The following is a 19,824-nucleotide window of genomic DNA, read 5'->3' as shown; positions in this document are numbered from 1 at the left end:
AGGGCTTTAATCCTGCCAGAAGGCATTAATTATCTTACGGGTATGAAGAATATCTCTGAACCAGTGATCACTCAGGGATTCATCCCGAATTAACCTGTCGAAACTCACAGTAGATCTGCGCTGGCCGGCCAGCTGGGTTAATTGCTACTAAACACCAGGATACGGTACATAAGCTGTGGTTAGCGTTAATGCCCCCCGGATGCAGGAGCTGCCATATACTGCCGTTAAAAAGTGACGGCATTCAGGTGCCAGCTGTGCGTAAGTTCCCTGCCTGGGCCGGATAACCGCAGGTTGAAAGGGAAAAAATGCCGGCAGGCACATCATAACTGGTAACCTGCGGCCTCACATGTGATTCCCATGGCTTCCTGCATCTGTTCTGTCTTCAGAACGTTCGGCAGAAGACACCTGAAGCCCCCCTCAACCGGCATGATTTCAGTGAACGGCTTGCTGAGGCGGGCATTCCTGTCTTCTGACGGATTAAGCCAGTTTATTTCGGGTACTTCCAGGTCGCTAATCTTCTAGGCCAGGTGTAAAAGAAGCGTTAGGAATAGCATGTATGTGGCAGAGTTCCTGCCCGAAATAAGGATTCAGCTTTACGACGATTTAAACTGGTAAAAGTCTGCGTGAGCCGGTCAGTTGCATCATGCAACCATTGCAATGACTGGATCACCGCTTAGACATACATTTCAGGTATGCAGCAGAACCTGGAGATTGAAAGCCTCTGGATTACAGAATGAATGTACACATCTCCACGGGGCAGACAGAAGAGATATCACTTCAAAATTTCCCAGATACTCTCATAACGGAGAGGCGACGAACCCAGGAACAGAAGACTCATAATCAACTGCAGTCTGTAACGATCTTTAGCGGGAAAGAAGTAAAAAACTGTCGTTTTCGATAGTTATCCACTTATCAACAGAACAGATCCCAATAATTAAGATCCAGATGAGATCCTTAGAAGATCAAAAGAGATCCAGGATTCTCGCAAGCCGCGCTGCTACTGGCTTTGAAGCATGTGCGAATAAGCTACAGGCAGTAAAAAATAAACTGTAGGGAGTGAACGATAAACTGTAGAAAGTAATTCATAAGCTGTAGATGGCCAATCATATAAGCTATAGTGAGAGATTCAAGATGTTGAGCGTCTGGTTTGTGGATAAAAAACCTCTGAAAGTACAACTGGTTCGGTGCTTTCGTGACATGTTGTATTTCAGTCATCCACATCCCTGATTGCGATGATCAAAACGATAGTAACAACCTGACCTGGACTGCTGATGGATGAAAAAACGCTCAACCCGGACACCTTCTTTGAAGAAATTGACAAACGTACTGGTGAAATAGTCACACTGAAACCGAATGAGAATAAAACGGTGCAGCCGGTTGCTCTGATGCGACTGGGGGTTTTCGTTCCAACTCTTAAATCCCTGAAAAACAGCACCAAAGATGCAACATCCAGAACAGATGCGACAGAGGAATTGTCTAAACTGACGCTTGCCAAGGCCGAAGGTTATACCAACATTGAGATCCTCGGGCCCCGGCTCGATATGGACAATGATTTCAAGACGTGGGTTGGCATCATCCATTCCTTTGCCAAGCATAAGGTCTCAGGGAACCGCGTAGAACTGTCTTTCGTGGAGTTCGCAAGACTTTGTGGTATTCCTTCCAGCCGCTCTTCCAGGAAGCTCAGAGAGCGTATAAGCCCCTCTCTGAAGCGTATTGCCGCGACGACTATTTCGTTCAGTAGTGAGAAAGGTGAAGACGCACGGGAGTACATAACGCACCTCGTACAGTCAGCGCTTTACGATACAAAGAAAGACATTGTGGTGCTGGAAGCCGACCCTAAGCTGTTTGAGCTGTATCAGTTCGATCACAAAGTATTGTTGCAGCTTAAGGCTATTAATGCCCTTAAACGGCGTGAATCGGCTCAGGCCTTATATACCTATATTGAAAGCCTGCCCCAGAACCCTGTGCCTATCTCACTCGCCCGGCTTCGCGCAAGGCTGAATCTTCGGTCACCGGTGTTCTCGCAAAACCAGACAGTCAGGCGTGCACTGGAACAGTTGAGGGAAATCGGCTATCTCGATTACACCGAATTCAAACGGGGTAACACGGTTTACATCCAGGTGAATTATCGCAGGCCAAAACTGAAAGCTCCAGGGAACGCCAGTACTGAGAATCCGAAGCCCGTGGTGAATAAAAACAGTGTCAATGCGACTCTTCAGGAAAAGAAGAAAATTCTCAGTAAACTGGGTATCACCATGGAGGACCTGGCAGCTCTCCTCAAAAACGGAGGAGAATAAGCTGTAGTGAGTATGCGGTAGGATTTGCTGAAGTTTTGTGCTCGCTGTAGTTTATGTTTTTTAAGTAATTTGTTGATCCGTATATTGTTTTTTTCTTATGGCATATCAGCGAGTGCTCACTGTAGCTTATATTGTAAGACAAACCAGCACCTGTCTCCGGAGTAACAGCATGTCTGTGCTTAATTCGGGCAGTCCTGTAATGAACAATCTGTAGCTTATGTAGTATATCTATCTTATTGATTTTTAATTTTTTTATTATTAAGTAGCATTGTTTCTTTACGGTTATCAGTCATCTCTGATGGAACACCTTAACACCCAACCGGCGCAGCATGGCACGTTAAGCAACAGTCCGTTTTTTAGCTGATTTCCACAGGCCATAAAATTATAACCATTTGAAAAATGGGTTTAAATTATATTTTGAATGCAAGTCATATCCAGAACAGAACTGGGATGGCCTGCATATGGGGAAATGAGAAATGTCAGACAACCCTACTTGATACAGCTTATTAAAAATGGTTATGTATATGTTATTATTGATATATTTATTCAGTCAGCGCGCAAGAATAGCAGGGCGTCATTTTGCTTTCTATAGCTTATGCGAGAGTGCTGTTGCTCACTATAGCTTATGTAGCCTGACTATAATCATTGCTCTCTGCCAGCCCTCACACAAAGAGCTACGGGCAAACTGACAAAATCAGTGTTAGCAATATGTGAAGCCCGCATGACTGAATATCATGCAATTATCAATCTCAGTAATGTTAAATCATGCCGTAACGTAGAAGATGTGTGAGGGTAAGCCAGGCTCCCGGAAGAACGTTCAGGAGGATATTCCCGTTCACGTAACGCAGAGTTACGGGTAGCCGTACTTACCAGGCTGAATGTCCGGTTAGAGCTCATAAAGGGATCATATCACCAGTATATGCCTTTACTTAACTGATATATGCACTGCCAGACATTACCGAAAAGTCTGACTTTTCCGGTTCAGAAAACTGAATTACAGCGCATATTGTATTATTTTTGCCTCCGTTATCCCTTCCTCTGGACAAGGTTGAAATACCCCTTTCTGTCTGCAGAGAATAAGAACAGACCACGATAGTGGACAGAAGACATTTATTCTTTGATGGGGTAATCAGAAAAAAATCATTTGCCTAAAATAGTAATGACTTATGGATTTGGATCAAATCTGACATAACAGTAAAACTGAAAGGAAATGCACTGAATTTGGATTTTATTGTTTTTTTTCAATAAGATATTTGGGTTTTTGTGAGTCTGATTTCAGGGCGGCCAAAAGAGAAAGGATGTTTTTTAACCGGTTAAAAATTCTATAAAAGATCTGATGGGAATTGTACCCGGATGAAAAGTGAAATTAAATTTCTCTGCTAATTCACAGCTGAATACTTAAAACCTGTCAGTGTTGGAGGCTGCTCGGTATCACAAGGCAGTTCTTTACAGCTGAAGCAGTTTAAAATTATCCGGAAGAACTGTATTCTGCATACGTTCCGGCGGTCAAATTTACTAAAATTAATCCCTGGGATTAATATAGATAATCAACATTTATTTAACTAAAAATTTTTTAGATGACAACTTACGGATAATGAATAATAATAGAACCGTGCTAAATTTGAATAATTAACTATAATTGAAAAATGAATTAATTGAATAAGGACTAATCATTTTATGAAATTTTACGGGATTGAATATTTGCAAATGCAATCCAGCATCAATGACTACCTGAAATACATTCTTATTTTTAGCTCGCTTTTCGTTTTAATACTGGTTTTCAGTCTTTATATGCGTCACAGATTGCAAACAAAATACAGAGATTTAACAATCATTGCTCTCCTTTTTTTACTTCTCACATCCGGAATTCAGTACTCAGACTACACGAACAGCCAGAACGTACACTCACAATCATCTCAGATGGTAAATTTTGTAAAACTGTTATCTAAAGATAAGAATGCAAGTATTAATTCAATTTACTCCAGTTCGGTGCAGTTATCAGATGGTGTCATCATTAAAATCAATGATTCTTACTATCGTGTTAACTTAAGTGCAGACCAGAAGACTTACAGCCTGGATAAAACCTGGTTATTAACCACAGATATTTCAGTAACTGAAAAATAAGGATAACCATGATCATCTACACACCCATTTTCATTAAGCTTGGGCTTGGAATATTGTGTCTGATAGTACAGATTAATCTGATGGGAAAAGGAAACCTTGCACCGACATCAGCAATGGACCAGGTTCAGAACTATGTTCTTGGCGGTATCATAGGTGGTGTTATTTATAATGAGTCCATTACAGTTCTGCAGTTTGTTCTTGTATTGCTTATCTGGACCTTGCTTGTTTTCTTGCTTAAATTCATGAAGGAAAACAACAGATTAGTTAAAAGGGTCATAGATGGAAAACCTGTCACTCTCGTACATAATGGGATCGTAAATGTAAGAGAGTGCCTGAGAAACGGGGTTTCAGCCAACGATCTGATGTTCAAGTTAAGGTCTAACGGGATTTACGAAGTTGAACAGCTTAAACGTGTTGTTCTTGAACAGAATGGCCAACTTACCATTATCCAGATTGGAGATGAAAACATCCGTTATCCAATAATCGTGGATGGTTCTGCTAATCATGATCTGCTTGAAATAATTAATAAAGACAGAGAGTGGTTAGACGAAAAAATAAAAGAGCAGGGTTTCGATAAAATAAGTGAGGTTTACCTTGGTGAATACCTGTCTGGAAAGATAAATCTGTATGGATATCCGGAATAAATACCGTTCCATACATCCGGCGTATCTGAACAACCACCTGATTTTATATCTGAACATGACGGTGGTTTTAATAACCGTATTCTGTAGTCAGAAAACATCTGTCATTTATAAATTAACATGAGTGAGATTGCTGAAATTTTTATTGTAATGTATCCACAGCGCTCGCCGCAGGGAATGACCGGGTACAGCCCGGGAATAAACGAGGAAGCGAAAATTCACCGGTACTGTCTCTTCCCGGGCCACAGACTGCTGAAAGTGTTCACTTAACACAGTGTTTTCTTGATCAGTTTATATATTTCAGGTTTTACAGGTCACTCCTTCCTTTTTCTTTTGCAAAGCTGGAACAGATATGAGTATTAACCTGATGACAGTTAGATATTTCTGTAACCAGGTATTATTTCGACATAAATGACGAAGAGCGTTGCGGGAAAGATGAGATCATTGTGAGGCACCTGCTGATAATGATCGGCTTTGATTGCTTAAAATAAGGTGAAACTGACATCTGTACTGTGAGGTACCGAAAGACAGTCATTACAGCTTCATGTGTAAGACATCGCTGGCCTGTACAAGCCAGTGCCGGAGCCCTCACTCATGAACAGGTTCCGTTACTGAGCAGGACTTCAAGGGCTCTGATGGAAATATCCTTATCTTTTTATCCGAATCTTTCACACGTTCCGGTACTTGCATAATCAGCGATGATCCAGAAGTGCACGGGCTTCAACTGCATCCATGGAGAACCGAACACCGAGCTGGCGGGTGACGTCCAGAGCAAACACACGCGTGTACCACTCGGTTGATTTGGCATCTTTATGCCCCATCAGCGTCTGAATGACTTTCTGTGGCACCTGATGCTGAACCAGATGCATCGCAAATGAGTCCCTGAACGTCTTTGGGGTCACCGGCCGGATGGAAAACGTCACACCGTCACGCGTGGCCGCGGCAACTGCCTGACTTATCCAGCTGCGCGCGGTGTCCTCGCTTTTTATATCCCACAGCCGTGTCCCGGGTGCTGGCTGTACGGTCGCGAACCATTCCCGGAGTCGCTGTACATATCCGGTATCGGTCAGCGGCACCGCGCGCGGCGGATTATCACGGATCAGTGCTTCTGCCTCGCGCTCTGCCTGCTGTTCGTCTTTCGTCGGCCTGCCACGACGACGGCTGCGGTTCACAGAGGCCTCTTCCAGCCGGCGCTGCTTGAGGGTGCGCAGTACCACAAAAGGAGAACCCAGAGGTGAACCTGTGACAGGGGAATCCAGAACGAAGTCATCGCGGTTCAGTGGCAGGATCTCATTCAGCCGGCCACCCGTGTTCCACAGAGTGTCAATAAAAAGTCGTTTACGGAGATCGGTCACCTTTGACAGCAGCACGGCAACTTCAGGCGCCAGCAGGTAGCGCGGCATGTCGGTACCGTACGCGGCAGCGAGGTTTCTCAACGCCACGGCACTTTCGTAGTCAAAATAACGTGCGGCAACCGGCTTGGTCGAAATTTGCACACCGGTGTCGCTGTGTGAATTCTTTGCCGGCAGCAGGGGTAAAGTACTCAATTTTTCATTCTCCGTTGTCTGCGGTCATGGAACGTATTTTCCCCGGTTTGTCCAGAGAAAACCACTGCAATAAATCGATCCTCAGCAGATCCTCTCTTGATCTGTTTTTCGGCTTTTCCCCGTTATGGGGAGAATAACCTGGCAGGGAATAAATTAAAAGAAGGCTGTTTGCACGGGCAGGGCATATGAGAAGACATGTAATAAACTGTTTTATATGTAAAAAAATCCGGCTGGGCCGCGGGAGGGACCTTCCAGGCACTCTGGGGTGCATACCTGGATGATTAAAGATTTAAGAGAAAGTTGTTCTTTTATACATAGTGAGTGTGTGCATATACGATCCGAAGTGTGAACCGTCATCACACTGAGATGTCGGTAAAAGAACATACTCCCCGGTTTCAGGCTACAGCCTGTATGTGATCCAGATGGAGAAGGTGAAGAGATTTTTCCTGTAAAGCAAACCCGGACCTGGTGTCTGACGGTTTCAGCTCCAACCGGTTGGCTCGGGTGATGAGGATAAATCGAAAAAAATGTCAGCACATTATAAAAAAAGCTGAACGTAATTTTTCGGGACAAATTTCTTTGTCAGTACTGTCTGACTTCAGATTGATATAATAATGGAAGGGTAAAAATGACAATAAGTAATTTTTCATCCATTTCTGTCATATGGCTCAATAACGATAAATCGTATATTAATAAAAATCTATGTGAAGAAAAATTAACTGGATAAATCAAATTTATGTGAGGTAGATTAGCCTGCGAGGAGGGTTTAACTAATTGATTGCTCATGTTATTTTATAATAAAATCAATTTTACTTGTGTTTTTAAAATTGATAAATTGTGGTTGAAGTCCAGAACGAATCGATACAGTATTTTCGACAGGGGTTGATGTCAAGATTAATTTTTACAGACGGTAAAGTTGAAAATTATGAGCGTCCATACCATAATATTCACGTCCGTAATTTTATTTTTATAATTATATACTTGTTTAGGTATGAAGTTAGTAAAGATCTGGATTAATTTTTCCTCATGGTCGCATACTGAAGTAATTAAAAAAAATGATAAAGAAATTTTTTTTAAAAATAATCAACCATGATTTTTTTTCGTACAGTCAGGAGAATTTTACATGCGAAGGTCTCCACGCATTTAAAAAATCTTATCAAGAAAATCTAAAGATAGAGATTTTATGAAAAATGGACGCCCATGAATTTCCTTCTGAGCAACCCGGGTACACCCAGCAGACGCATCGGCTCATGAGCAGGATGAAAATTACTAAAGATATCGCATTTCCTATGTAAGTACTTAATAAATGTTGTAAAAAAATCAACCTGGCAGGAAGTGAATTTTGAATATTCAGCCGTTCGCAGGATATCTCATGGCTCGAATTACTCCTTTTTGTTACTTCACGGGCAACTCTGTGGCGAACTGACGTAGTGCAACAGAACTTTCACCATCAATAATGAATAAGAATTAGTTACCGGATTAAAGCGCCGTTAAACCTTAAAATATCAGATCACAGCATCCTTGCATGCATGAATTCACTGGATTGAAATAATCCGGATTGCTTTTTTTCACAGGTATTTGCTGATGTTCTGACAGCTGATATGCAGATGTCCTGCTTTGCAGAGAAGGACAGTTTGCAGGTGTTGAGCTTGGAAAAGTGTGAAAGATTGATTTAGTTGAGATTTTATCTGATGCTCGTCTGGTTAACTCAATGAATCAGAAGGTGTAAATTTTAAAACCAGAATTTATGAAAATTTTTAAAAATTAAACGATGTGTTTTTTATTACTTGTGCTAGATTTGATTTGCACTTTCCTGGATGGAATGTTTGGTTTTATTTAATGTGAGGTCAATCATGAAGGCAAAATTTGCAGTTTTACTGGTACTGTCTTCACTAATTGCTGGAGTACATGCTGCTCCTGGTGATGGTGTGACGGCGGGCGCTGATGCAGCAGCCATTTCAAAAGGTGCAACTGATGCGATCGGTGTGGGAGCTGTGGCTGCTTTAGCAGGAATTGCCATTGCTTCTGCTGGCGGTGGTAATGGTTCTAATACCGGGACCACAACTACCACTACAACCTCGACATCCCGTTAACAAACCGGTCCGGAGATAATTCCGCGACTGTGTTTATAATAAAAAAGTTTTATTTATTAGCCAGCCCGGTAGGGCTGGTTTTTTTTGTAAAAAAAATAAAAAAAGCCCGATATTCTCGGGCAAAATATATAATGAGCAGGGTGCTCGCAGGAGAGAGTAACAGGGACACACATATCAACAATAGTAAATAAACATAAATTATCAAGGTGCCCTGAGAAAATATAAATTTTTTATTTCAGGTGAGTCTCATTGACAGGTTTAATGATTTCAATCAGTAAAATAAACTATCAAATTAATGAGTTTCAGCGGAGTTATGAGAGAATTTGAAGAAATTTTTCAGCTATACACTGAGAAAATAACTCCTTTTTTCTGGATTTATCAATATAATTCATTGGCTTACCCCTCCTGAACGTCAATATTCATTTACTTAACTTGTAAAAAGCCACAAAACTGTCCGGTACACTGTTAAATGGTAATAACTGATATTAAATAAACTATTGATATCTTAGCTATTATCGGTATATGCTATATTTTAGTGGAATCAAACTTTCACCATTGAGGAGGCTCAGTTGAACATTACAGATGAAGACAAACAAGCCAGACTGCTTGGTGAGGCTGCAATGAACTTAATCCTTAAAAGGCAAAAGGTCAGTGTTGACAGTCTGATTCAGGAACTGAATTTACAGGCCACTGATGTCAAAGATCCTGACCGTGAACTACTTATTAATGATACCTGCCGCTGGCTGAGAGATTATAAAAGACCAGGAGCCTCATCGAGTACCAGATTCAGAACATCACAGGAGCTTGAACAGAGTAATGTCTCTGATGCTCAGTTGATTGTCATCAGTTCTGATACTTCGAAGTCAGAAACGGAGTTTTAATTTGGTTCACTCCGGTAAATTTTTCGGGCCATGCCAGTAATGGCCCGACGCTCTTTCTTTTAGAAATCAGATTCAGCTAGTTTTCAGATGCTTTAAAATCAAACATTTTGCTTCTTCACAACGTGCCTTCAGATTCTGATCACTGCTGACCATGCTCATCAGTTGTATCATATTTATGATATTTTCAGCTTCCGGACTCTCGCCGATTTTTAACAGACGGGTTATGGCATTTCCGATGACTGTCTCAACGTCATCAATTTGTACAATATCATGTTTCAATTAGCTTTCCAGCAGGTATCCATAGGGTCACTATAACAGCTTCTGAGCAGAATTCACCGTGTTGCAGATGGGTTTTTTTAGGCAATTTCCCCCTGTACAACTTTCGGAAGCACGCATCAATGACTTGTTTTTAACTTGTTGAAATAAATGATTTATTAGGGGTATTAGTTAAAATGCTTCTGGTAGGATTATTATTTTCTGTACAGAAATTGTTTTTTTGTATAACTTGTAGAGGTGTAAACCTATAACCTTATCATCCTGGAGTATCTTGATGCGCCATCGCGAACGCAATTCCAAAGCTGCAGAACAGATTTCTCAGTATTTTAAAAACGCCACGATGCCATCCCAGCAGGAGACACTTGGCAGGATTGTTACCGAGATTCTGGTTTCTGGTAAGACGCTGAGCCGTAAGGCAATCTGTACCTCACTGTTATCAAAGCTTGAAACAGTTACCAGCAGTGATGAAGAAAATCATTATCATCAACTGATTGCTCTGCTTTTCGGCCGTGATTGTGACTGAATTTACCTTAAGTATTTTTTTATTATCTATATGAATTAATTGTTTTTTTGTATTTTAGTTACGTCGTTAAGCAGCAAGAGATTTAATATGTACAGTAATAAAGAAGAAATGCTTGTAGACACCGTGCTCGGGGAGGCTATAGTTAAACTGATTAGCAGTGATTCCCGGATATCCATAAGCACAGTTCTGGATACGTTGAACATTATGTCAGGGACTGAACCTGATCCGGAACGTCAGCATGCTATCCACCGTGCAATCGAAGACGTGAAGAACAGTACTTCAGTGGCCAGACAGAACGTAAAAAAATCACACAGCACATTTTCTGATTCGTATTCAGGGCAGGAGCCCGAAGATAAAAAACATTGAAGCATGAAATTGAACACGCAACTCAATTTCACTTAAATCAGAACATTTAACTCTATATTATCCGGGAGATTACATGCATCATACCGAACATAGCGCCTTCCTCGAATTATTTGGTTCTTCTACTGTAAAATTTGAAGATGAACGTAAAATCATCGGGGCAATAATCAGAGAACAGATCACCCTCAATGGTAGCGTTACCAATAAAGCCATAATAATAAAATTAATCAACATGTTAGATACTTCAAACGACGCTGTTGAGCAGGATATACTGCGTAATGCGCTGGAACTGATTTTGTGCCGTACAGACGACGATATCGGATTTTGATGTTCGATGAATCTTAAGTAACGATAGTTGTTGTCTTGAAATGAATGTTTCACCAAAATCCTGAACACCTCCGAATTGGAGATTTGTAAAAATCTCATTAATATGAACACCCGTGTACTGTCCCGGGTGTTCATACTAGAAAATTATCAGGTGTCCATCATATTATCTGCTCATCTGTCAGTAATAACCCCCGCCAAATAAACGTGACCTCTTAAGAACTTTCAATACTCATATGTCAGCCTGTATTAACTACTGATGTCATTTTTCTATTTTCATTGCAATTCAGCTACCTGCAATTTTTGTCACCGATTACAGGCTGATGGCCGGATTCTCCTTACCTGCCCGCAGGATCAGATACAATGCTTACTTAGTAATGTCGGATCCTTTACTATCCGAATCACCCTTTCCCCAGCCCGCCCCAGATTAACATCGCGTCTTATAATGTAGCGTGGAATGTGGGGACAGTCGCTTCACACCTGACGCCATTCACAAATGGTATTTCTGGCATGACTGATATCAATGAACCAGTGTTCATTCAGGCATTCATCGTGAAAGCGGCCGTAAGAGAATCAATAAGTTCGTTTTGTTTCGGTTTGCCGGGCTGGATAAGCAGCAGCTCCTCGCTCCACGTCATGCTAAAAGGCCTGTTGATATAGCGCATGGCAGGTAAACTCCGGGCCCTGATCGGTTCTTATCCTTGCCGGACAGCCACGAAGCAGTGCAATGCTGTCCAGATTACACGTGGCTTGCACGCCTGAATTCCTGAAGGCAATAGTGAACGTCAGGCACTCCTTTGCAAAATCATCGATGCAGATGAGGCATTTGAACCTGTGTCCTGTAGCCAGAGCATCCATGACGAAATCCATCGGTATGCCATATTTGTCGCCGACTTGCTCAGCAGACGCAGACATATTGTTGCCAGCTTTCTATGGCGTCGTAATCGTTTAACACCAGACACGTTCAGATGATTAAAGCAGCAAACGAGTTGTGATTAGCATGATACCATGCACGGCGCTGTGACTGCCCTGTGCGGCCGTTGCCAGAAAGTCTGTACACTACATCCAGCTGAGTGATGCGTCCTGATTTAAGCGCACCAGCCGCCGCATGATGAGAGTTATAGCAGCAGACCGACAGGGATTAACCTGTAAATCTGCAGTCAGGACGATGCGACAGACTGTCGCATCCGATATCAACATCACGTTTCGCGCTTCTGATCTGTCGCGAGTGCTTTCGCCCAATAGTCACCTGAAAGCAAGGCTTCGGACAGCACCTTCGTGAGCCGTGCATGCAGGCCTGGTGAACAACAGAGAAAATCCGCAGCCGGTGAATAGCGAGTTTCTACCAAGACAATGTCCGTTAAGGGGCGTTTATCATGGCGTAATTTTGTTACTCTACTGAGCAGGCCTTCAGGCACGTTCGCCTTACGGGTAAAACGGTGAAATCCGGAACTGTCCACGCAGCAATGGGAGGGAAGTCCGTAACGCATGCGTCACAAGATAACCTCCGTCGGGACTGACACTGGTAATGCTGATGATTATACAGGGTAATTCAGTTGCTGCTGCAACAAACAAATATGAGCAGCCAGTTTCTTAGCTTTGCTACAGACTCAAATATTTTTGTTATTCGATGATTTTTAATAGTAACAGGATTCACCAGTTTTTTTACATCATGACTGAGCACTCATTAAACCTGAACTAAAGTTGAAAAAATCATCCTGTGTCACACATTAAACTGTATAGCAATCCATAATTGTACTTTGTATACGTCCTGAATCATCAATCATGGAAAAAAATGACAGAAAATGAGAAGAAGATATCAGAGATCATAATTTTACTTGCAGAACATGTTTGTAATTCCAGTGGCTCAGACTTAAGCCTTGAATACCTTAGGAATTTGCGCGTTGCTTTGTGCCGGATAGCAGTGAAAACATCCGATGAATCACTGCGTGACAGTAGTCAGGTTCTGGGTGCAAAGATTTACGATATTATAGCTGGGACAAAGTAGTTCCGGGTCGTGTTACATAACAAATCATCAATCATTAAAATCAAGGGGTATTTTAAGATAATTCTGCAGCAAAATATATTTGTGTTTTTTGGAACATCAACGCAGTAAGAATCTTAAGAAAACCAGGTTTTTTATCTTAAAATCAGATGGTTGAAATCTGTTTTTCAATAGGTTGGTTCGGAAACATCATCTGTGGTTTGAAATATTACTGTGATGTTATTCTGTTTATTTCTGCCAGTTTGGTTTGTGTATTCTTATTTTCTCTCCTATAGTTAAGGATCTTATGCAAGGAGTCAATTATGGTAAACAAAGCTGAAATCATGGATCACGCACAGGTTACCGACAAAAATGGTATTCATGTTGGCGTGGTGGACCACTTAGAAGGGGATGATAGTATAAAACTTGTCAGGAATGAACCTGAAGCTGGCGGTATTCATCACATAATTCCACTATCCTGGGTCGACAGAGTTGATGATAACAAGGTCATTTTAAAATTAACTAAGCCTGAAGTCGAAAAAGACTGGAAAGAAGGTTAATTTCTGAAATGCTGAGGTGATTTTTGCCATTTCCATTTCTATTCAAGTGATGTAAATTTAGTTTTTTATCTTCGCTGATTCATTTATTAAAGTTTTATATATTGCATGGAAGACTAAAATTTAGTGGAGTATGTTATTTCATTCATATACACAATCAAGGATCTCATGCGATATGTAGTTACCTGACTATCTGTTACGTGAGTTAATAAGTAACCATAATTTATGAATCAGTGCGTTTCAGTTCACCGTTTTAACTGCTGAAAATTGGGTCTGTATCTACGCCTTAAACTTCAGCTTTACTAATCACTTACGGGACTAAGAAATTATCATTCCAGAACTCATTAAATTAGTTGTCAAAACCAATGATGCAGACCTTAATTCGTAAGTGTTAACGATGTTTAAAAATAAACTTCGCATATCTATCATCTCAGGTATAATAATAAACACCATTATTAATTAATGATTTACTTTATCACAGGCAGGTATGCCCATAATGAAAGTCAGACTCAGGACGCTTATACTTTTTTTGTCAGCAGGTAGCATGCTGTTGACGACATGTCTGATAATTTTTTGCATCTTCTGGTACCAGCGGGAGGAAATCAGGGATTACATTGCTTTCAGTAATGAGGCCTATGCCAAAAAGATAGCATCAACCACCGATCAGTATCTGGCGTCAGCACAAAAGCAACTTGAATGGAGCGCTGACCTTATTTCAAACACATTTGAAAAAGATGATGTAAAGAAACAATTTTTACACATCTCTGGTCAATCAGATTATTTCAATTCTGTTTTTTATATTAACAAAGAAAGTCAAGTTGAAGTAACAACCAACCAGGCAGGAAATATGGAAGGTAGATACATAAACACCCTTAATGTTAAAAATAACATTATCAATAAAATACCTCTTATATCTTCTCCATTTGTATCGGTTGTGGGCAATTTAGTTGTAATGATTTCCCAGCCAGTTTTTTCTTCTCAGGGTAATTATCAGGGATTTATCGGTGGTACAATTTATTTAACTACTGATAGTATTTTGAGCCGGATTATAGGTCAGCACTTCTATGGAGCTAATACCAAGGTTACAATACTTGACTCTTCTGATAGTGTTATATTCAATGATTATGACAGCCATGTTCTATCAATAAGAAAAAATTTCAGTTCGTTATGCGATTCGGGTGTATCTGGAAGTATGGATTTATCCTCTTTTACAATAGGATTTGCATGCGTAGATAGATTAAAATGGATAGTCTTGATTTCAACACCCAAACAAACAGCGACCAACATGCTTTACGCTTCTGTAAAAAAATCGCTTCCTTTGATATTCTTTATATTATTTACAATGTTTTTTGTGGTTTTCTTTATTTCTGTGAAAATTTCCCAACCGTTAGAGAAACTTGCTAAAATAACTGAAGGTGCAGATGGAAAATCCTTATTGAAAAAATTACCGAGAGTCAGAACATGGTTCTATGAAGCGAATCAATTAACCAGTGCAGTATATTATCGTTTAATGGATATGAATCAACGCGCTGAGAAATTCAGAGAGGAGTCTGCTACGGATCCTCTTACAGGAATTTTGAACAGACGAGGCTTTTTTCGCGCGCTTGTTAACCAGTCGAAAAGTAAAACAAACTCTCTGATTTTAATGGATTTAGATCATTTTAAAAAAATAAACGACAGTTACGGACATGAGACTGGTGATCGGGTGCTGATGAATTTCTCATCACTTATAAAAAATTCTTTCAAAAAAAATGCTCTCATTGCTCGTTTCGGAGGTGAAGAATTTGTTGCTCTACTTCCCGGAACAGATATCAACGCAGCGTGTGCAATGGCTATGAAACTTCAGGGTGAAATGTATAAGCTAAAATTTTCAGATAATGAGAACATTACATTTTCAGCAGGCATAGTTAACCTGAAGATAAGTGAAGACGATGTAATGCAGGCTCTGGTTGAAGCTGACCGTCTCCTTTACGAGGCGAAGGAGTCAGGCAGGAATAAGATTCTACGTCAGGAATGTTAAGCTGGCAACATTACAGATAAAGCTCGTGTGCTATAATAAACTGTGGATAAAGAAATAAATTTAATTTTTTAACGGGAGGTTCTTTTGAATGATCTTAAAACAATCAAAGTTTCCAGTCTGGGTTTGCGAATATTGCTTACTCTTGAAGAGCTTCAGGGAAGTGGTTTATCAAGCGTAACGCTTACTCCTCTGTTTAATAAACTTGAGCGTGATTACAACAAGAGAATTTTCAGATCTAACGTGCGCCAGTGTCTTCAGTGGCTTAACTCTTCTGGCTTTATCAAATCAGATTATCACTGCGGCACTCCCAGCAATATATCCATGACTGATGCTGGATATGCATGCCTTGATTACCTCCAGTCCCCTCAGGGCATGAAAAGAATGGAATCTATCAACAGAAACCCTGAAGAGCCAATAATTCTTCCCTTCAACACTGGTACCCTTCTTAAACCGGAAAGATTGATTCATGTTGCAGGAGAAGATTACAAGGCATGCCGCGCTGATTTTATAATTAGTAAAGACGGTTCTACCTGCCTTCAGTTTCATAATGCATCAGGTGAGTTGTGGACTCTTGAAGGCTCACCGGCAACAGTAGCAGGCTGGTACCGTGCAGCCCTTTCTCAGGGACTGGCAGGAGGTGTGCAGGTTAATGAGGGCGTTACCGACAAAACTGACGTGGTAGCTGTAAAAAAATGAATCTTTATCTTCTATCATTCAAGCAGCATCCACAGGTCTAAACACCAGAACTTAAATTATAAATGGTCTGGTTCTGCTTATTACTCTATCTTTCATTAAATTATCGTTCTAAATCAGATATTTAAGCCAGTGATAATTAAGCATCAACATCAGCGGAACAATGATATGTCCGAATCTAAGTCCTGACAAACTGATCCATTCAAAGGGTAGAAGAACGTCTAAGATTTCATAAATTACAGGGAGTTTCAGGTTTAAAAAAATCATCACTGCTGGTAGTGTAGCGGTCACTGTCCCCTAAGTCCGGAGTAATATAATTGCTGAACACAATTATTTACCGTAGTCACATTAATGATGATACTCCCTTAAACATCCTTCCAGAAATGGTAGCTCGTGCAAATGTTCAAAATGCTCAGCTTAATGTTACGGGTATCCTTCTCTTCAATGGAACACATTTTTTTCAGATCCTTGAGGGGCCTGAAGCAGGAGTCGATGAAATATATTCGCGTATATGTAACGATAAGCGACACCACAACATCGTTGAATTGATGCGAGATTTTTCTCCTTCACGCCGTTTTGGTAAACATGGCATGGAGCTCTTTGATTTACGTCAGCATAATACTGATACTTTGCTTCAGGAAGTTCTTGACAGAGGAACGACTAAATATCGTCTTACCTATGATGACAGAGGATTACAATTTCTGAGAACTTTTGTCGAATCCAGGGAGAGGGAAAATTACTTTGAAGTTCTGCCCGCTGATTACTGGGATTTTGTTGCTGAGGAAATGCCTCACTCACATCATCAACCAGGGGGTTCAGAGGGAATAACTTTCAGGGCTATAATAGATCCTCTGGGTCGTACCGTAACAGGTATTGAGGCAGTGCCAAATTCAGACAGTAAAGAGCAGGACGATTTTACCAGGCACCTCTATAATCTCAAATCTGTAAAGAAAGCACTTCGCAGTGCCGGCATGTCATGTCCGTCAGGAATGCCTCTTTATGTAAGTATTCTTCCAATGACTCTGGTGATCTTCGAGGATTCTGTCAGTCAGCTTGTAGACTGTATTTATCAATCAGGTCTTGTTCCGGAACAGGTTTTGCTTGGAGTCAGTGAGAAAGAGGTCATTTCTAATCTTGCTCAGTTTTCTCTCTCAGTAAAACTTTTGAAGCAGGCAGGCATCAGTTTATCCATAGATAATTTCGGCGAGGGTTCCGCGGGACTCTCCTTACTGGCCTATGTTCAGCCTGACAGGATAAGAGTTGGTGAGAAGATGATACGTGACATCCACAGCAGTGGCCCTAAACAAGCCATTTTGCAATCTGTTATTCGTTGCTGTTCTGCTCTGGAAATTAAAGTCATTGTATCAGGGATAGAAAAAGCTGAAGAGTGGATGTGGCTGGAAGCTGCCGGTGTTACGAATTTTCAGGGAAGGTTATTCCTGAAAGATGGGAGCATTTTAGCCTGGCCAGAAGTAAAGGAAAATGTATAGTTCGCGTTCCGGCTCGCAAGGATGCGGCATGAAAAATGATCGAAACATAGGTTTTATATCTGTTTAATTTATGTTTGATATTGCATGCTTGTATACCAGAACTGATATTTATTTCGGGTGTATATTTTTGTTGGGAAAGTTTTTATTGTCATTTTCCCCGTTGAAGTAATCGACTCTAATTTTTCATAATGGTTGTCTTCAATTTTAAATTCACTGCCATGACATCTCAAGTCCTTCTAATAAACTGTACCAGTCATCTCTTCTGCTGGTAAAAATGAGTCCCCGTCAGGACTGAAAATGCCCTTTAAAAAGGGCACTCAGTTTTACCACTACATTGCTGTGGTCCCTGCTTATTCTTCACCGAAATGCGCACGCATGTGCGTTTCAATTTCTTCCAGCGACTTGCCACGGGTTTCGGGCAACATAACCGCGACAAAAATCAGCGATCCCACATTAATTCCTGCAAAGATGAAAAATGTATAATTACCTAGCTGAGAGAGCAACGGGGGGAATGCCAGTGCTACGGTAGCGTTGCATATCCACTGGAAAGCTACAGCTGAGCCGGTTAATACACCGCGAACCTTCATAGGAAAAAGCTCTGACATGAGCAGCCAGTACACGGGAGAGATGCACATTTGCATAAAGAAGAGGAATACAAGGATACATCCCAGTGACAGCAGGCTTTGCTCTATACCAGACGGCATAAGCACCAGAACGGCTCCCAGTGCCAGTTGCATTGCAATGACCACAGACAGGCCTGCCATCAGCATTGGACGCCGGCCGAACCTGCTAATCGCTCTGATACCTGCAAAAGTAGCAATCACTGAAACTACACCATTTCCTATCGTTGCTGCAATTGATGCGCTGGTGCCCAGCCCGGTGCTTTTGAGAATGATCGGCGTATAATACATAAAGGCATTAACGCCAGTGAACTGGGCAACGATCCCCATACCACATCCAAGCATCACCAGCCGCAGTATCCATTTTTCTTTCAAAAGTTCTTTCGCAGGCGGCCCCCGACGTGCATCACGCGCATTCTGGCGCATCTGAGCCATTTCGTTTTTAATTTCGCGTGGATTTTCACGAAGTTTACGCATAATACGACGCGCCTCGTTAAAACGCCCTTCAGCTACCATCCAGTGTGGAGAGGCAGGTACAAAAAAGGTACCGATAAAAAGTAACGCACCGGGGATCATTGCCAGCGACAGCATGTAACGCCACATTCCAGGGTTTTCAAGCAGAAGGCTCATTGTCGCACTGACTATGTAAGCCAGTAGCTGACCGGAAACGATCATAAGCTCATTTCGGCTAACCAGTGGTGCGCGACGCTTGGGACCGGCGATTTCGGCGATGAAAACAGGAACCGTTGACGACCCGCCACCTACTGCGAAACCGAGAATGAATCGCATCAGCACCATGATCTCGACGTCAGGAGCAATAGTTGTTCCTAATGCACCGGCAACAAACAACACAGCAAGGCTACGAAGGGTAATCCGGCGGCCAAAGCGGTCAGAAGCGTATCCGCTGACAAAAGCTCCGATTGCTGAGCCAAAAGTTAGTGCAGAAGTCACCATGCCTTCGGTAAAGGGGGTGAGATTGAGACCTCCCTGAGAGACCGGCAATGTCATATAGGGCAAAGCACCTGATATGATCCCGGTATCATAACCAAACGCCAGCGCCCCCATGGTGGCCACTAACACTATGAAAAAAAGGCGTTGCTGCACAGATAAATTTAAAGAATCGTTCTCACTCGATGAGTTCTGGGTATGGTTTTCTTTTTGAACATCCATGATTGCCTTGCTCACTGTAACTACCTGGTAAAGAAAGTCAGGAGTATAGTCAGGTTTTAGTAAATGTGACTGTCTTCACAAAAATGTGGCACAGGTAGGACCTCTAAGCAGTTTCGGGCAGAGGTAACTATTTGTCAGACCCGGTCTCAAATCAGGAAGTTAACCGATGCAGAATGTTTTCATCGCTCACGCAGGGCCCTGTGCCTGAACATCACAAAGTT

The 19,824-nt window shown here is 41.5% G+C and carries 15 protein-coding genes and 1 pseudogene; 12 read left to right on the top strand and 4 right to left on the bottom strand.

Annotated features, from left to right (window positions below; translation table 11 throughout):
- Positions 1-1,313 precede the first annotated feature (1,313 nt).
- The 3 genes from IBT46_RS23860 to IBT46_RS23850 all read left to right on the top strand — a co-directional run bounded on the left by IBT46_RS23860 (position 1,314) and on the right by IBT46_RS23850 (position 5,065).
- Positions 1,314-2,297: a RepB family plasmid replication initiator protein gene (locus IBT46_RS23860; protein WP_280523290.1), complete on the top strand. Its 984-nt coding sequence runs from the start codon at positions 1,314-1,316 to the stop codon at positions 2,295-2,297.
- Between the two features lie 1,677 nt (positions 2,298-3,974).
- Positions 3,975-4,421: a DUF3290 domain-containing protein gene (locus tag IBT46_RS23855; protein WP_105594530.1), complete on the top strand. Its 447-nt coding sequence runs from the start codon at positions 3,975-3,977 to the stop codon at positions 4,419-4,421.
- Positions 4,422-4,429: 8 nt separating this feature from the next.
- Entirely contained in the window at positions 4,430-5,065 is a 636-nt protein-coding gene (locus tag IBT46_RS23850; RefSeq protein WP_200547667.1) for a DUF421 domain-containing protein, read from the top strand.
- Positions 5,066-5,754: 689 nt separating this feature from the next.
- On the opposite strand, the gene IBT46_RS23845 is transcribed toward IBT46_RS23850, so the two are convergent.
- Positions 5,755-6,609, bottom strand: coding sequence for a tyrosine-type recombinase/integrase (locus tag IBT46_RS23845; protein ID WP_105594532.1), 855 nt, complete (start codon positions 6,607-6,609; stop codon positions 5,755-5,757).
- A 1,817-nt stretch (positions 6,610-8,426) separates the two neighbouring features.
- On the opposite strand from IBT46_RS23845, the gene yjbE reads away from it, so the two are divergent.
- Both yjbE and IBT46_RS23835 read left to right on the top strand, forming a co-directional pair.
- Positions 8,427-8,702, top strand: a complete 276-nt coding sequence (gene yjbE, locus IBT46_RS23840; protein ID WP_370569520.1) for an exopolysaccharide production protein YjbE — start codon at positions 8,427-8,429, stop codon at positions 8,700-8,702.
- A 569-nt stretch (positions 8,703-9,271) separates the two neighbouring features.
- Positions 9,272-9,583 (top strand): hypothetical protein, encoded by a 312-nt coding sequence (locus IBT46_RS23835; protein ID WP_200547666.1) that lies wholly within the window; start codon positions 9,272-9,274, stop codon positions 9,581-9,583.
- Positions 9,584-9,655: 72 nt separating this feature from the next.
- Here IBT46_RS23835 and IBT46_RS23830 read toward each other — a convergent pair whose 3' ends face one another.
- Complete coding sequence (locus IBT46_RS23830) at positions 9,656-9,862, bottom strand: hypothetical protein (RefSeq protein WP_200547665.1); 207 nt, start codon at positions 9,860-9,862, stop codon at positions 9,656-9,658.
- Between the two features lie 271 nt (positions 9,863-10,133).
- Between IBT46_RS23830 and ycgZ the strand changes: the two genes are divergently transcribed.
- The 3 genes from ycgZ (at position 10,134) to IBT46_RS23815 (ending at position 11,073) form a co-directional block, all read left to right on the top strand.
- Positions 10,134-10,382 carry a regulatory protein YcgZ gene (ycgZ, locus tag IBT46_RS23825; RefSeq protein WP_105594537.1) on the top strand — a complete coding sequence of 83 codons (249 nt, stop codon included), beginning with the start codon at positions 10,134-10,136 and terminating at the stop codon, positions 10,380-10,382.
- Between the two features lie 87 nt (positions 10,383-10,469).
- Positions 10,470-10,748 (top strand): hypothetical protein, encoded by a 279-nt coding sequence (locus IBT46_RS23820; protein ID WP_105594538.1) that lies wholly within the window; start codon positions 10,470-10,472, stop codon positions 10,746-10,748.
- Positions 10,749-10,821: 73 nt separating this feature from the next.
- Positions 10,822-11,073, top strand: coding sequence for a biofilm development regulator YmgB/AriR family protein (locus tag IBT46_RS23815; protein WP_200547664.1), 252 nt, complete (start codon positions 10,822-10,824; stop codon positions 11,071-11,073).
- A 423-nt stretch (positions 11,074-11,496) separates the two neighbouring features.
- On the opposite strand, the pseudogene IBT46_RS27785 reads toward IBT46_RS23815, so the two are convergent.
- A pseudogene (locus IBT46_RS27785) lies at positions 11,497-12,361 on the bottom strand (integrase core domain-containing protein); the annotation flags it as partial.
- 1,015 nt (positions 12,362-13,376) lie between these two features.
- On the opposite strand from IBT46_RS27785, the gene IBT46_RS23810 reads away from it, so the two are divergent.
- The 4 genes from IBT46_RS23810 to IBT46_RS23795 all read left to right on the top strand — a co-directional run bounded on the left by IBT46_RS23810 (position 13,377) and on the right by IBT46_RS23795 (position 17,813).
- Complete coding sequence (locus IBT46_RS23810) at positions 13,377-13,613, top strand: DUF2171 domain-containing protein (protein WP_105594541.1); 237 nt, start codon at positions 13,377-13,379, stop codon at positions 13,611-13,613.
- 493 nt (positions 13,614-14,106) lie between these two features.
- Positions 14,107-15,630 (top strand): sensor domain-containing diguanylate cyclase, encoded by a 1,524-nt coding sequence (locus IBT46_RS23805; RefSeq protein ID WP_200547663.1) that lies wholly within the window; start codon positions 14,107-14,109, stop codon positions 15,628-15,630.
- Between the two features lie 84 nt (positions 15,631-15,714).
- Positions 15,715-16,326 carry a hypothetical protein gene (locus IBT46_RS23800; protein WP_200547662.1) on the top strand — a complete coding sequence of 204 codons (612 nt, stop codon included), beginning with the start codon at positions 15,715-15,717 and terminating at the stop codon, positions 16,324-16,326.
- A 314-nt stretch (positions 16,327-16,640) separates the two neighbouring features.
- Positions 16,641-17,813: a diguanylate phosphodiesterase gene (locus tag IBT46_RS23795; RefSeq protein WP_200547661.1), complete on the top strand. Its 1,173-nt coding sequence runs from the start codon at positions 16,641-16,643 to the stop codon at positions 17,811-17,813.
- Positions 17,814-18,163: 350 nt separating this feature from the next.
- Here the strand turns inward: IBT46_RS23795 and IBT46_RS23790 are convergent, their stop codons facing one another.
- Positions 18,164-19,603, bottom strand: coding sequence for a sugar porter family MFS transporter (locus tag IBT46_RS23790; protein ID WP_200547699.1), 1,440 nt, complete (start codon positions 19,601-19,603; stop codon positions 18,164-18,166).
- Between the last annotated feature and the right edge of the window lie 221 nt (positions 19,604-19,824).

Origin of the sequence: Erwinia sp. S38 (assembly GCF_016624545.1) — a bacterium.
GTDB classification, from domain to species: domain Bacteria; phylum Pseudomonadota; class Gammaproteobacteria; order Enterobacterales; family Enterobacteriaceae; genus Erwinia; species Erwinia coffeiphila.
Note: the sequence above shows the minus strand (reverse complement) of the source record. Positions and strands in the feature narration are given on the sequence as shown.